Raw genomic sequence first — 13,683 nt, forward strand, 5'->3', positions numbered from 1 at the left:
TACACCATCGCCTACACCGGAAATTACACCACGAGCGCGGACGCTAACGAGAAAACCCATGCAGGCGAGCCAACCTTCCAACGTATCAACAGCCGAGACCGCGCGGCCGCCCGTTGCGCGCAATTGGCTCTGGAAGCCTTGGTACGCGAAGCTCTGGTGGGCGGCGATCCCGGTCTACTGGACAGGCGCGGTGGCCTCGCTGAAGGTCCCGGCACTGGCGGAGTTCTACACCAGCGCTCTCGCAGGCTATCTCAACATGCTGTTCTTTCCGCCGACGGCACTACTGGTGCTTGGTTTCGGGTTCGTCAAAGCTTGGCTCGACAGGCCGCTATCTGGCGAGCCTCTCTCGGACGAGGAAATCGGCGAACTCGAGCAGATGAGGATGGAGGACGAGCACTGGGAGCGTCTTGGGCGACCTCATTGGTCGGTCGACATCTATGATCCGCGCTCCGGCGGACTATATATCGGCAACCCACTCAGCCTTCAGCACCCTGGACGTCGAGATTAGCGCTTCTTGTAGCTGCTATCTCCGTCGAATGGACCATTTGCTAGGTCGGTCGAAAATCGGCCACTGCTCAAGATCGAGGATTGTTCGAGCGACGTCATCGGTCCAGTAATATCGGCGGTTCCACGTGCGGAATCGGCTTGCCCAAGGTAGCGATTTCGCAGCCCCTCGGGGCCAAGCACCTGACGGTTCAGCTCGCTCGTAAATGTCATTTCAGGGTTTGCAGAGCGCGCAGCCGCCCGCTCTGCGGCGGATATCGCCTCGCGTACATCATAGTTTACGATATCGAGCGAGGCCCGAGCTGTCTCGTTACTCGTGCCCATGTCGCTGCTGCTATATCCCAAGCTCCCGCCGACGCTCCCTGACGTTGCTGTCTGTGATCGTTCCTTACCCTTGGCCGGACCACCACGCGACGCATAGTCACTGCTTTGGGCACTTGCGCCGACATTGCCGCCAACCGCAGTTCCCATTGAGATTTGGTCTTGCGCCGAGCGAGATATAGCCCGCTGCCATCCCGTCTGGGCCATGATCGCCGACACGTCGCGTTGAAGCGTATCCGCAACCTGCGGATTGAGCCGCCACTCGCCGTTGCGGTCCATTTCGAAGCCACCGCGCAGCCAGTTCGCCATCATCGCCTGACCCTCGGGTCCGCTGCTTAGCATGTTTTCGATGGTATCGGGTCCGGCTTGCTTGCCGGCCTCATATTTGGTGCTGGTGTCGCTGCGTGCGGACTGCGTGAACCCGGTGCTGCTCGACACGAGCAGGTCGTTGTCCGCGAAGCTGAACCGGGCGCGGCCTCCCTCGGCGATCGTGCCATATTGGCTGTCGTTGATGAGGCCTGCGGCGCGGAGCTGCCGCGCGACGTCGGGCGAGACATTGAGATTGAGATCGCCATTCTGCGCCATGGCGAGCTCGCGCTTGGTCATGTTGATGCCCTCGCTGCGCAGCAGCCCCTGCATGCGTGTCGTCGGCATCCATTCGTTCGCCGTCGACATGGTGGCGAGACCGCTCGAGACGACGGCACGGTTCGCCATGACGCGCGCGGCGGTCGCAGGGCTATCTTCGAACAGCACGTCGCCGACGGCGTTGCCGAGGTTGATGTTCGTCATCAGCTGCTGGAGCGTCAGCGGCGTCGCGAGCATCTTGTCACCGAGCGCTCCGAGGTTCGACCGGCAGCGCTGGAGCTGAGCCGCGTTCGAGACGTCATAGCCGGTGCGCTCGCAGACCTGTTGACTGTAACCGTGGAACAGCGACGGATCGGAAAGCCGGTCCGAGATATGCGTCCAAGTCTCGGTGCAGCTCACCGTTGTTCCGCCCTTGTCGGTGGCAGTGAAGACGGTGCTGAAGGTCGCCGGCCCAGACATCGCGGCAAAAGCCGCGGGAAGATCGTTCGTGGTACGAAAGAGTTGATCGTCGTCGATGCCATAGGCGGGAGAGACGCGCGCGACGGGATAGCATTGCCGGACATAATCCTTGATCGTTGCATCGAGGAAGGTGTCGGTCATCGGCCCTCGCGGGCTAACAGCGTTCAGGAACAAGTCAAAGCTGTGACCACCCGCACCGAACTCGAGCTTGGCATTGGGGTCGATCGTATTATCGTCGATCGTCTCGGCGATCGCCCGCTCCATCATATTGGTGACGCCCGCGACGAGAACGATCAGGTTCGGGACGTCGCCAACGGGCTGATAGGCGTTGCGGACCCGGTCGTAGACATGGACGGTGCCCGTGGTCGCAACCATGCCGACGAAAAGCCCGATGCCGACGAGCGTCTGAAAGCCGAAAGCGACGATCCCCATGCCGTTGCCGCGCACGCTCGCGAGTAGCGCGCCGAGCGCGATCCCGGCGACCGCGACGATGAGCACCAGCGTTTCGTAGCGCGGATCGGCAAAGATCATCGAGACGAGCCGGAACGCGTCGACGGTCTCGTTGAACCCGTCATAGGTGTGGAAGCTGGTTTCGAGCGCTAGCGCAGCGGTCGGCACGGTGGCGGCGAGGGCGGCGATCAGCGCGGAAAGGAATCGGGAGCACATCGCGATCAGCGATTGCGGTTAGCGGCGGCACCGGCGGCGTCGCGCGCGTCGCGGTCGCGCTGGCGGACGAGCCCGGCATAGTTCGCCGAGAGGTTGGCCTGGTTCAGCGCCGCCATATAGGACTGGCGCATCTGCGCGCGCTGGCGCAGCACTTCCTCGCGAAGATCGCGCAGCTGCTCTATCCCCTTGGTGAGGATGCGCGTCTGGCAGATATTGGCATTGCCTGCGTCGGCGGCACCGGCGGCCGACGTGCCGCGCTCGGCATTCGACAGCGCGAAATCGATGCTGCGAGTGAGATCATTGAGCATCTGGTAGGCGAGGGTCAGGGCGACCAGTTCGTCGGTATCGCCGATCACGGCATCCTCGACGCCTTCGCGCACGCCCCATTCGAGCATCCGGTAGATGGGGAGCGTCTTCACATTGGCGACGAACTGGCGCTCTTCGGCAGTCAGCGCGGCGCGGGTGCGGATCTTGGTCGCGATCGTCTGCATCCGTTCACGCGCGAGGACGAGCGCGCCGCGGCCCGGCCCGTCAGTCGCGCAGTCAGCGCTGGTCGGCGGGACGTTGAGCGACCGGGCCTGGACACGTCCGGTCAGGAAATCCTCGACGCCTTCGGTGTCCTGACGCGGGCAGGCAGGGATGGTCCTCGAAACTGCCGGGCGACGTGTAGGTCACATTGTCGAACCAATGCTCGGCCCAGCTTTGGGCATAGGCTCCCGGCGCGCCGGCTCCGCAGGTTGACAGGATGAGGGCGATCATAATGGCGCGGCGGCCGCCAAGCGAGGACATCAGCGTTCTTTCTCAGGGGCGGGATGTGGCAGGCTGAACCCGCTCAGGGTCGCTTGTGTTGACCTCTCGCGACAAGGGCAGAGGCACGTACGCGCCTCTCAGAGGCAAGGTCCTTCCGCCAATATGTCCCACGCGAAATGGGCCACTGCCATGTCGATCATCGCCTCGTCCCATGTTTCAGGGTCGGCAAGATGCCGTGATGGATTGCAAACGCTTTCAAAGGTTCGTATGTGTATGATCTAAGAAAAGGATACACATCATGCGGACCAACATCGTCATCGACGATAATCTTATGAGCGAAGCTCTCCGGGCAACGGGCCTCAAGACAAAGCGTGAGGCCGTTGAGCTCGGCTTGCGGACGTTGCTTCGGCTTCGCAAACAGGACGAGATTCGGAAGTTTCGGGGTAAGCTCGCTTGGACGGGCGATCTTGATGCCATGAGAACCGACGGGTGATCCTCGTCGATTCCAGCGTCTGGATCGATTATTTCCGGGGCGATGCCACACCGCAGACGGAACGATTAGACGCATTGCTAGGCGCCGAGCCACTGCTGACCGGCGACATCATTCTGGCTGAAGTCCTGCAGGGTTTCACCAGCGACCGCGACTTCAACGTCGGGCTGAGATTGATGGGGTCTCTCGACCAGATCGATATCGGAGGTCGCGATATCGCGATCCAGGCGGCCCGAAACTTTCGGGCACTACGCGGCAAAGGGGCCACTATTCGCAAGACCATCGATACGCTTATCGCCACCCGTTGCATAGAAGACGGGTTAGCACTGCTCTACAGCGACCGCGATTTTGATCCTTTCGTGGAACATCTCGGACTCTCGTCGGCCATGTCGGACGCACGCCGATGATGTGATCCCTGCAAATCTGGATCGTAGCTCCAGATTTGCAGGGATAAGTCGTTGCTCGATTTCGCTTCTTCGCCCTGAACGGATATCCAACCGGAATAAGCTCGAAGTTATGGCTTTGCTCGGCGTTGCGGTGAGATGTCCGGCCCTTGAGCAACAATTCCCGTGAATTTCGAAAACGCCCGGACCCCGGCTTGCAGGGCGCATGCCGGTCAGTATCTTTACGGCGAGATATAAATTGCGCGCGATATTGGGCGCATGATTCGGTGCCAACGGCAATCGGAATGATCCGGTTCGTATCGTTCACCGGTCGGACTCATGCGGCCGGGTATCCGGATTCAGGATAGGCTGTTTCGCTGAAGCTCGTCCGATCAGGTCTCGACTGATTTCTCGGGAGTGGGCAACGAGATTGCGCGTCTTTTCGCGAAGCATGAGCTGGCCAATAATCCCTTCAACATAGGCGGGATTCGTTTTGTTGATGACTGCCAGAGCCGTTTCGCACCTCGCGCGGCCGCAATGCTCAATAGCCCCGACTACATAGTCGGGTCCAAAATGCTCGGCGACCGCTGCAAGGTCGAACATATCGCGCGGCTGGAAACTCCAACCGCGATAGAAGACCTTTTTAGCGATGATTTCCGCTGGCGTTTCAAGCGCGATGGCGTGACCTTGAACGTCGTGCGCTCGTGTTGGATCTGGAATGATGCTGTCGCAGCAGATGAAATCAATTTCGCCCAGATCGTGATAAGCAAGCTTCAGCATATCGGTGCCTGCCTGATAGCTGTCAGGAGCGTGATCGAGTTTGATGCCTTGCGTTTCCGGATTGAGAAATGGGAGGATTTGTGGATCGTCCAGAAACAGGTCGATGTCGTGACTTTCACGATGATCGATCTGCAGCATCAGTGCGGTTCCGCCGCCGAAGCTCCACTGAGGCGCGAAGCCGTTCGCCTTCCTGAAATGGTCAAGAATATCTACGGCGAGATTGAAAAGGACCGGCCATTCGCTCGGCCGCTTTGCAGACACGGCGTCAGGCCGCCAGCGGTAGCGTGTAGCCCGAAAGTTCGGAGATTTTATCGGCGACTTGGCTCGCTTGACTTGCGTCTACGCCCATCGCTGCCATGAACTGTTCCTGGACGTTCAGCGGCACTTCGGAGAAGAAAGCGAAAACCGGCGCGTTGCAGTCAATCGCGCTCTTCAAGTCGACGATCATGGCAGCAAGCTGATGTGCGGAAACGGCCGCCCCATAAGGGGCGTTCACCGTCGTCAGCACTTGAGTTACAGCGTTTGCCATCATTCCACTCATAACACGATCCTGTTTGGATCGTTGTTTTCATATAGTCGCGAGCGGTTATCAAAACAAGAATCTCGCTCAGGTCGCGTCCTACGCCCGACGCGAGGCAATAATGACAAGACCAGATTCAGCTTATGAAGCATGCATCATGGCTTTGATGTTTCAAGCAGATTCCGCGCCAGAGCTAAGAAAGTTCCGTCCGGCTTATCGCGACGGGCCCCCAACGATTCCAGTGAATTTCGAGAGTGCGCGGACGCCTACCGCTGGGCGAACGCCCGTCAGCATCTTCGCGGCGAGATAGAGGTTGCGCGCTAAATTGGGCGCATGATCGGTCCCGACGGCGATTGGAATGATCCGGTTCGTATCGTTCATCGGACGCACCCATGCGACCGGATGCCCGATCCAGGGCAAGCCGAGCCGGCCCGATCGCAGCATCGCTTCCTGCGCGGAAATGGCGCGGACCTGCCAGCCATATCGCCTTCCCAGACTTCCGAGCTTGGTCCAGAGATCGGCGCAGGGAACGCAGCCGGGCGCGGTGCTCATCTCGACGACGAAGGCCGAACTGCGTCCGCGCAGTTCCTCGGTAAAGTCCGGCGGGAAAGCGCGCGTCACCGGAACGCGCGAGAGCCAGTGGTTCATCGCCGCAGTTGTTCCGACCGGATGGATCGCGGCGCGCGCTGCATCCTCGCGGCTGACAGTCTGCGCCATGCCGGGCGAAATGACTAGGATGCTCATGCTCAGCGCGCTTGCACATCGCGCCAACATACTGAACTCGCCTTGCAGGTAAGGGGATTTGCTCTTACCTTGTGCTATTGAAAGGACTCGCCACATGAACGCTGTTACCATTACCGCGAAAGGGCAGGTCACGCTGCGGAAGGAATTGCTCAGGCATCTCGGCGTCCATCCAGGCGACAAGATCAGCTTTGACAAACTCCCCGGCGGTGAAATCAAGATTCGGGCCATCAGGCCTTCCGGAAAGATTGAGGATTTCTTCGGGTCACTCAAGCGGGAAGGCCAGCGGCCCATCTCGATCGAGGAGATGAATGAGGCCATTGAAAAGGGCTGGGCCGGACAGCTGTGAAAATTACTGCCGACACCAATATCCTCGTCCGATCCGCAACGCTGGACGATCCCGTTCAAAGCCCCTTGGCAAAAAAGCTCCTGAAGGAAGCAGAACTTGTTGCTGTGACGCTTCCGGCCTTGTGCGAGTTCTGCTGGGTGCTCAGAAAAGTGTATCGCTATGAGGCGGCAAGGGTCGCTGCATCGGTCAGATTGCTTATCGACGCCGGCAATGTCGCAGCGGACCGACAGGCTGTTGAAGCGGGGCTTGCAATACTGGAGCAAGGTGGAGACTTCGCTGATGGGGTCATCGCCCACGATGGCCAATGGCTGGGAGGCGAGACCTTCGTGAGCTTCGATCGAGGCGCTGTTGGCCTTCTGGCAAAGCATGGGCAATCTGCGATGAACCCCGATCAATCGAAAGCTTGATCCAACTGCGCTGCGCTGCTCGGCAATAGACGCTGTCATCGACGCGGCTCCAAGCCCGCACCGACGAGGTCGCCGCCCAACACACGGGGATCGGTCGCGGAAACCGGCCCATTGCCGAGTGCGTCGAAGAAACCATCTTCCTCGCCCGCGCCGGTCAGGAACTGTTCGGGCCGAATGTCGCCGAGCATCAGCCGCACGGCCTGGTATGTGGTCTGCGCGAGATTGGGATAGGATTCGACACCCGACGCGATCACCATCCTTGCCGAGCTGTCGCGGCGGATCACCATCGTCGTCGGTGTCACCTCGACGCCGAAGCGCTGTCCGAGCTCCGGTCGGCGCTCGAGATCCATCTGTGTGACCTGCCAGCCCGTCTCCTCGCGGAACCGTTCGAGGATCGGCCATTGCACCCGGCAATAGCCACAGGAATTCCGCGAGAACATGACGAGCGCGAACTGGCTTGCGTGGGCGCGGAGATACCGGCGGCGAACCGCTTCCTTCTCGGCACCCATCGCCGCGCGCGCGTCGCCGACGATCGGGTTGGCGGACTTGGCATTGAGTTCGGGGTTCTGAAGCAAGGCGATCTGAGTCACGCCTGCGAACGCACGTGCCTTGCGCCGCGCGAAGTCCTGCAGCCGCCAGAAGTCCGCGACCGCGTCGACGGTGAGCACGGTCGCTGCATAGTCGCGTTGCTGCTCGATCAGCTTGCGGATTTTGGGCGGCGTCCATGTCGCCAGTTCCGCCATCGGCGGTATCGCCGGCTTCATCAGCGCGTCGGGCTCGGCATCCGCATCTTCGACCGGCGGCGGTGCCTGATACCACCAATAGCCCTGCTTCGGTTCGCGGGTGGGTGAGGTCGGCTGCGCGGCGGCGGGGAAGGCCGTGATGAGCGCCGCGAGGAGGGCAGGGCGGATCACAGCAGCTTCTCCATGCGGGTGAGGCGCGCGATCGGCACCGGTCCGTAATAGCGGCTGTCGAACCCGCTCGGGTGCAGCGAGCCGACATAGATCAATCCCGGCGGGATCAGCCCGTGATCGGGCCGCCAATAGTCGAGCCGCTGGCCATTTCGCCCGTAGGGCTTGGTCACGCCGAGCAGGACGCCGTCGCAATAATACCACCCGTCCATGGCGTGGGGCTCCATCGTCGACGGTTTCTCGATCAGCGATATGCGCTCGCCGGGCATGCAAAGCGCGCGCTTGGTCACCTTGACCGGTTCGGGGCCGGCCAGCGGATGGGAGAGCATGAACAGGACGAAATCGCCCTTCTCGATCGGCCCCGGCGCCGCGCGCACCGCCCAGGCGTCGATCGACGGCGACATCACGAGAATGGCTTGCTGCATCGCCCAGCACGTCAGAAGCCCGAGTGGCACAACGATCGCCGTCGCCTTCCAGAGCCGGTCGGGGCGCGCGGGCTCGCCGAGCCCCGGACTGCCGAGCGCAACGGCTGCGCGCCGCGGCAGTCCCTTCAAACCGATCGCCAGATGCTTACCGGCCTTCCAGGCGAGACTGAGCATCGCGCACCTCCTCTTTTCCGCCGAGGCGGGCAATTTCTTCGAGCAAACCGGAAAGGGCGGCATCGCCGTAAGCGATATGGCTCCCGCGCGGACTTTCCTCCTCGCGCTCGCAATAGGGGAGCACCGGATCGCCCGGGATCATGGCGAGCGCGGGCACGCGGGTGACGCCGTGCTGGCGAAAGACCAGCGGGTCGACGATCACCTGCACGTCGCGCATCACGCATGCCGGTCCCTCGCAGCCGGGATCGAGGCGGAGAATCTCGGCGGTGAGCTTCGCCATCGGCGCGACCTTGGCCATCCCGCCCGGCATGCCGCGAAACGCGAGGACACCGCGTGCCTTCTCGAGCTGCGCTGCATAGGTGCGCAGCGTTGACGACGGCATCGACGAGGAGACGAACAGCACAGGCACCCAGCCTTTCGCCGCCGGCGCCGGACCGGCATCGGCGACGGCCTTGATCTCGGGCGCTTCGAGCCCGAGTGCCTGGCCGAGCCGCTTCGCCATCGCCTCGCGCTCTGCGGCGAAGCGGTCTTTGCCGGTCTCAAGCGCATCGCGGGCGCGGGCTTCCATCGCTGGCGACTTGGCACGGTCGCGCATCGCCTCGAAGGCGCGCCGGCGTTCGACCTCGCTCGGCTTCGGCAGGTCAGATGGGCCGTTTTGCTGTTGGGCTTTGCGGCGCGACACCGCGCCCTTCAGCCGGTCCATCGCCGCTTCGCCCTCGCGTTCTACCTTCTCGCGCGCCGACGGGTTGTCGTCGATGCCCGGCGATATTTGCGCTGCGGCAAGGCCGGCGATGCCGGCTACGTCGGCGAGCGCCACCGCGAGTACGGCGCGGCGCCTAGCGGCCGATGGCCTGCATATAGGCATCGATACGATCCTTCATGTCTGACTGGATGTCGGCCTGCGCGCGGGCCTGAACTTCCGAATAATATTCGGAGAGGTCCATTCGGCTGAAGTCGAGCGCTTGGAACTCTTCGGGCGTGAACCCGCGGCAGTTCGGCGTCTTCACCGGTCCCCAGCCATCCGCGAACGACTTCAGCTGCGGGCGGCCCTGTTCCTGGATGATGCGGCCGAGCTTGGTATTGAAGCAGCAATGGCTGCGCGACTTCTGGACGCAGATGCCGAGGATCTTCGACGAGCAATAGGAGCCGACCTCGACGCACATGCCCGAGCCGCGTAGCATGCCCGTCTCCATGTCCTGCTGGTCGCAGGAGGAGAGGAGGAACTCGATCATGACGTTGACCGCGAGGCTGATCGCGATCGAGGTCGGATCGATGCCGACAATGATCGCATTGGCGCCCGCGCTCGCCGCCTGGCTTGCCGTCGCGCCCGCCTGGAAGGCGGCATAGGCGGCTTGGGCTCCGGTGAACACGCCCTTGGCGATCGCGATCTTCGTCTGCGTCGACGCGATCGACGAGCCCATTCCGTCCTTGACGATCTTACCCTTGTCCTTGCAGCAGTTGGAAAAGGTTGTCTTGAGGCCCGCTGGGCGGCAGCGCAGCGCGCGGCCGCCGAATATCTCGATGTTCCCGAGACAATTGCCGTCGGTGTCGACTTCGCCGTCGGCGGGCGCGCCCGGATCGTCGACGACGGGTTCATCCTCGATCGGGTTTGCCGCGGTATCGATGCAGGCGTTCGGCGAGCAACTCGGCACGCCGCCGCTCGCCAGCGTCTCGCACGCATATTGCGAACCAAGCGGGCAGGACGACGCGCCGCCGGGCTCGGGCGCGCACGATGCCCGTTCGATCGGGCACTGCCAGCTACCACCTTGCATCCCGACGCAGCTAGCGGTCTCGCCCGCGTCGTCGGCGTCACCATTGCCATTGAGGTCGACCGCGCAAATCTGCTGCGCCTGCGCTGCCGACGCGTAAACGGCGAGCGCGAAGGCGACGATGCCGAACAGGATCAGCGCGAGGCGCGACGGCCAGAAGAGAAAGCGGCCCATCATCGCGCTGTCGCCGTGCAGGCGAGATCGGCGCCAGCGAGCCTGACCGTTTGCATCATGACCACCGCCTCGGGAAAGGTATCAAGGCAGCCGCAGGGCGTGACGATGGTCTCGCCGGGACCGGCGGGACAGACATTGCCCGGTGAGCAGGCGTGATAGAAGGTGTCGAAGCCGGTCGGGCTGGTCTGCTGCGCGCCGACGACGCCCGCAGGCGCCGCGTCGGTATTGGCTTTCGCAGAGCGCGTCTTGCAGACCGCCTCGCAAGCTGGAACCGAGCCGCGATCGGGAAGCGCGAAGGCGCGCGTAGACGCGGCGCTGCCGCCGTCGGCCGTCCGAACGCGGTCGGCGAGCAGCGTCTCGGTCGAACGATCGATGATATAGGCGCCGCGCGACAGGTCGGGTTCGGGCATCGCGCCGGTGTCGATCGCGCATTTATAGGTCCGCTGGCGCAGGAAAAAGTCGCGGGTAAGGGTAGCGGTGCAACTGCCCGTGCCGAACTGGCGCGACCGCGGGAGGGGGCGAAGGCCGGTGCCGACGCCGTTCAGAAACGTCTGGACGCCATCGACGCTCTCGCTGTCGAGGCGGCACTTTTGATTGGCGCCAATATCTTCGCACTGGTCGACGAGCCGGTCGCTCGGTTCGCATGCGTCCGAAACGCGAATCTCGACGTCGACCAGTCCCCATTCGGTCGTGAGAGGCGCACCGCCGCCGCCGCCGCGCACGCGTGCCGACACCGTCGTCGGCCCCGCCCGCAGGTCGGTGGTAAAATCATAGGAGGTGTAATTGCGCGCCGCGCCGCCATCGGTGCGGCAGTCGCCTGAAGGCAATCCTGTCGTCAGCCACGGACGCGGCCCCGCGGAGCCGACGACGCGGCCGTTGATGCGGCCCTGGACCCAGTCGTCGGCGCCCATCTCGACGATCCGCGCCGACAGGAGCTTCGCGGGGTCGCTGACTTCGAAGCGCGCGGTGAAGATCGGCGGCGCGCTACTGCAATTGCCATCTCCGATGATGCGAAAGCGTCGGCAGCCTTCGGCGCATCCTTGGGGCCGATTTCAAGCGCCTGTGAGGAGTCTATCGATTTCAGACGGTTGGAGATGCCGGCTTCCTGCGCGAGGGCTGTCAGATTGACGCCGTTCTTGTCGAAGATCGACGCGAACAAGAGATGCTCGCTCTCGGGCGCATAATAGACGATCCGGCCGCCAGCACTCGCTTGATAGATCGCGCCTTTCACCGGCGCCGGTTCGAAATCATCGAACTGGAGATTTGTGAAGGTTTGCTTGAGTTGCTGCTCCGCCTCCGCTGCGGCTTTTGCCAGCAACACCTTCTCCGTCTTCTCTTGTGCACAAACGACCGGCGAGGCGAGAAGTGCGGCCGCCGCCAGTAAGACGGCAGGTTTCTTGAAGGGGCCGTTCGCCGATAATGACGATAACCGGAATCGAGGCGCAGCACGATCGTTCGCGGAATCGCATGACATGAGTCCTCCCTGGCGCGACGGCGCCCGTTCGATGTGGGTTGCGTGAACGTCCGATGAGGCAGCCAGTGATAAGTCAGCCGGTCGGAACGGAGGGATAGATGGACGCGCTGTGAGCCAGCGGCAATCGTGAGGGCAGGCGCGTTCCCCAAGGCGGCACGATTGTGCCGCAGCCGAGCATCGTGATTCCAACTTTCATATTGGAATCAATGAATTGAAGGGAATTGCGTCAGGCGCGACACAGACTGAAATCCTTGAAGATGAACGAAGCTAATAGACTGAAAGCATCTCTACTTGCTGTGTCGCTCAGCGATAGCCAGCCTCGCATGGAGCGCTAGCGCACCACATACTATTCGGACGGAAGCTCATGTCGGACACCAGGACATGCGAGAAGGGCGGCGTCGCTTCGCTGGATCAGCTCAAGGAGTTCTCTGGGCGGCGCATCGAAAGCGAGCGTCTTCGCCGTCGCTTGAGTCAGGAGCATCTTGCCCGCAGAGTTGGATTGAGCGTTCGTTGGCTACGAGAGATCGAGAGCGGTAACCCGGCCGTGGCGCTCGATGACCATTTACGTTGCGCAGCGGCGCTCCGTCTCGCGCCCGCGTTCGTCCTTCTTCCCTTGTTGGACCCTGACTACAGCCAAGCTTCGTCGATCGATCCAGCGCCATTCGAATGGGCCGACATCGAATATCTGATCTGGACTCATATCGGCAGACGAGCAGGATGGGCTGCACACCGCGGCGAATTTGAACGCGCCCAGGAACCTCTGCGCGCCGAGGTTCGAGTCCCTGCTGAAAATCAGTCAAGAACAGCACAATCTTTACCTGCTACTCAGGATAGGAGCTAAAATTGCTACTTCTGAAAATTTGTCAAGTGAACCAGGGACAAGGATTTGCGTACCCGAGTTGCATTGCGATCAGAACGACGAAGTTCGGGGCAAACCGACATCCCAGGATCGTCCAGAACTTGCCAAGATACTCGATGGCTTCTGAGCTGCTACCCGTTTCTGGACCGCCCTGCTGGCAGCCTTCCAGCGTGCTGACATCAGGGCGGGCCATGTGCCGCTGATGCCAACATGAGCGATATCGGTGATTTGTTCTCGATCGCGCTGTGCGGTCGTACCTCGTTGTAGTCCCTACGCCAAGCCTCGCATTTTCGCACCGCGTCATCCAGGCTCATGAACCAGTGGGCGTTAAGGCATTCCTTGCCGTTGAAGCTCTCGATGAACGCGTTGTCGGTGGGCTTGCCAGGCCGCGAGAAGTCGAGCGTCACGCCCTTCATGTAGGCCCACAGATCGAGCTCGCGGGAGATAAAATTCGCTGCCATTGTCAGCCCTGATCGAGGCGGGATAACCCACTTGCGCGCAGCCCCGTTCCAGCACCTCGAACACATCCGGTGTCCGGTGCAGGCGCGATTGCCGCTCGACGACGTGTTCATCGCGCTGAAGGACGTGATCCCACACCTGACACGCTCGTCGCTGCACCGTTGCCTGCAACGCCACGGGATCAGTCGGTTGCCCAAAGCCGATCGGGAGAAGCCGAAGAAGTTCAAGAAATATGAGATTGGCTACTTCCACGTCGATATCGCGGAACTGCGCTATGAAGGCGGAAGAGGCTTCCTCTATGTCGAAGTGGACCGCACCTCGAAGCTGGTGTTCGCCCGCATCTATCGCCGGGCGACCAAGCTTGCCGCGGCAGCGTTCCTGCGCGTGCTTATCAAGACGGTGCCATACAGGATCCGTGGCCTGCTGCCGGTTTGGTGGACGGTCGCGTCCGTCAAGGTGGTGTAATTTCGGCTGTGGCCGTGG

16 protein-coding genes and 3 pseudogenes are annotated in these 13,683 nt (G+C 62.0%); 7 read left to right on the forward strand and 12 right to left on the reverse strand.

The annotated features are described in order from the left end of the window. On the forward strand, positions 1 to 508 hold a 508-nt coding region (locus HUW43_RS04665; RefSeq protein WP_317450822.1), incomplete at its 5' end, for a hypothetical protein. Here HUW43_RS04665 and HUW43_RS04670 read toward each other — a convergent pair. After that, positions 505 to 2,535 (reverse strand): conjugal transfer protein TraG N-terminal domain-containing protein, encoded by a 2,031-nt coding sequence (locus HUW43_RS04670; protein ID WP_188236316.1) that lies wholly within the window; start codon positions 2,533 to 2,535, stop codon positions 505 to 507. The two genes, HUW43_RS04665 and HUW43_RS04670, sit on opposite strands and share 4 nt — an antisense overlap. Before the next feature lie 5 nt (positions 2,536 to 2,540). Continuing rightward, a pseudogene (locus HUW43_RS04675) lies at positions 2,541 to 3,176 on the reverse strand (conjugal transfer protein TraH); the annotation flags it as partial. Between the two features lie 407 nt (positions 3,177 to 3,583). Here HUW43_RS04675 and HUW43_RS04680 point away from each other — a divergent pair. Beyond that, entirely contained in the window at positions 3,584 to 3,778 is a 195-nt protein-coding gene (locus tag HUW43_RS04680) for a type II toxin-antitoxin system VapB family antitoxin (protein ID WP_058804243.1), read from the forward strand. After that, a complete protein-coding gene (locus HUW43_RS04685; protein WP_058804244.1) occupies positions 3,775 to 4,182 on the forward strand; it encodes a PIN domain nuclease in 408 nt (135 codons plus the stop codon). The genes HUW43_RS04680 and HUW43_RS04685 overlap by 4 nt, the downstream gene beginning before the upstream one ends. 300 nt (positions 4,183 to 4,482) lie before the next feature. On the opposite strand, the gene HUW43_RS04690 is transcribed toward HUW43_RS04685, so the two are convergent. From HUW43_RS04690 to HUW43_RS04700, 3 genes are all read right to left on the reverse strand, one after another. After that, positions 4,483 to 5,199, reverse strand: a complete 717-nt coding sequence (locus HUW43_RS04690) for a nucleotidyl transferase AbiEii/AbiGii toxin family protein (protein ID WP_052208291.1) — start codon at positions 5,197 to 5,199, stop codon at positions 4,483 to 4,485. Positions 5,200 to 5,203: 4 nt separating this feature from the next. Next, on the reverse strand, positions 5,204 to 5,479 hold the full coding sequence (locus HUW43_RS04695; RefSeq protein ID WP_223181289.1) for a hypothetical protein: 276 nt from the start codon (positions 5,477 to 5,479) through the stop codon (positions 5,204 to 5,206). Positions 5,480 to 5,671: 192 nt separating this feature from the next. After that, positions 5,672 to 6,232 (reverse strand): hypothetical protein, encoded by a 561-nt coding sequence (locus HUW43_RS04700; protein WP_039575506.1) that lies wholly within the window; start codon positions 6,230 to 6,232, stop codon positions 5,672 to 5,674. A gap of 64 nt (positions 6,233 to 6,296) precedes the next feature. Between HUW43_RS04700 and HUW43_RS04705 the strand changes: the two genes are divergently transcribed. Both HUW43_RS04705 and HUW43_RS04710 read left to right on the forward strand, forming a co-directional pair. Further along, positions 6,297 to 6,548, forward strand: coding sequence for an AbrB/MazE/SpoVT family DNA-binding domain-containing protein (locus HUW43_RS04705; RefSeq protein ID WP_039575504.1), 252 nt, complete (start codon positions 6,297 to 6,299; stop codon positions 6,546 to 6,548). Continuing rightward, a complete protein-coding gene (locus HUW43_RS04710; RefSeq protein WP_054588716.1) occupies positions 6,545 to 6,955 on the forward strand; it encodes a type II toxin-antitoxin system VapC family toxin in 411 nt (136 codons plus the stop codon). Before HUW43_RS04705 ends, HUW43_RS04710 begins: the two co-directional genes overlap by 4 nt. A gap of 35 nt (positions 6,956 to 6,990) precedes the next feature. Here HUW43_RS04710 and HUW43_RS04715 read toward each other — a convergent pair whose 3' ends face one another. The 6 genes from HUW43_RS04715 to HUW43_RS04740 are packed head-to-tail and all read right to left on the reverse strand — an operon-like array spanning position 6,991 to position 11,882. After that, entirely contained in the window at positions 6,991 to 7,869 is an 879-nt protein-coding gene (locus HUW43_RS04715; protein ID WP_082665250.1) for a conjugal transfer protein TraF, read from the reverse strand. Continuing rightward, on the reverse strand, positions 7,866 to 8,465 hold the full coding sequence (locus HUW43_RS04720) for a S26 family signal peptidase (RefSeq protein WP_054588715.1): 600 nt from the start codon (positions 8,463 to 8,465) through the stop codon (positions 7,866 to 7,868). Before HUW43_RS04720 ends, HUW43_RS04715 begins: the two co-directional genes overlap by 4 nt. Then, a complete protein-coding gene (locus HUW43_RS04725) occupies positions 8,437 to 9,330 on the reverse strand; it encodes a type-F conjugative transfer system pilin assembly protein TrbC (RefSeq protein WP_054588714.1) in 894 nt (297 codons plus the stop codon). The genes HUW43_RS04720 and HUW43_RS04725 overlap by 29 nt, the downstream gene beginning before the upstream one ends. Then, positions 9,302 to 10,411 carry a conjugal transfer protein TraN gene (gene traN / locus HUW43_RS04730; protein ID WP_039575491.1) on the reverse strand — a complete coding sequence of 370 codons (1,110 nt, stop codon included), beginning with the start codon at positions 10,409 to 10,411 and terminating at the stop codon, positions 9,302 to 9,304. The genes HUW43_RS04725 and traN overlap by 29 nt, the downstream gene beginning before the upstream one ends. Continuing rightward, positions 10,408 to 11,319, reverse strand: coding sequence for a hypothetical protein (locus HUW43_RS04735; RefSeq protein ID WP_188236317.1), 912 nt, complete (start codon positions 11,317 to 11,319; stop codon positions 10,408 to 10,410). The genes traN and HUW43_RS04735 overlap by 4 nt, the downstream gene beginning before the upstream one ends. Continuing rightward, positions 11,244 to 11,882, reverse strand: coding sequence for a disulfide isomerase DsbC N-terminal domain-containing protein (locus HUW43_RS04740; protein ID WP_317450823.1), 639 nt, complete (start codon positions 11,880 to 11,882; stop codon positions 11,244 to 11,246). Before HUW43_RS04740 ends, HUW43_RS04735 begins: the two co-directional genes overlap by 76 nt. 364 nt (positions 11,883 to 12,246) lie before the next feature. Here HUW43_RS04740 and HUW43_RS04745 point away from each other — a divergent pair, with 364 nt between their 5' ends. Beyond that, a complete protein-coding gene (locus HUW43_RS04745; RefSeq protein ID WP_081997358.1) occupies positions 12,247 to 12,723 on the forward strand; it encodes a helix-turn-helix domain-containing protein in 477 nt (158 codons plus the stop codon). A gap of 197 nt (positions 12,724 to 12,920) precedes the next feature. Here HUW43_RS04745 and HUW43_RS04750 read toward each other — a convergent pair. Then, positions 12,921 to 13,269: pseudogene (locus tag HUW43_RS04750) on the reverse strand (integrase core domain-containing protein); the annotation flags it as partial. Positions 13,270 to 13,275: 6 nt separating this feature from the next. On the opposite strand from HUW43_RS04750, the pseudogene HUW43_RS04755 reads away from it, so the two are divergent. After that, a pseudogene (locus tag HUW43_RS04755) lies at positions 13,276 to 13,626 on the forward strand (IS481 family transposase); the annotation flags it as partial. Between the last annotated feature and the right edge of the window lie 57 nt (positions 13,627 to 13,683).

The sequence above is a fragment of the Sphingopyxis sp. LK2115 genome, assembly GCF_014595975.1.
Classification (GTDB): Bacteria; Pseudomonadota; Alphaproteobacteria; order Sphingomonadales; family Sphingomonadaceae; genus Sphingopyxis.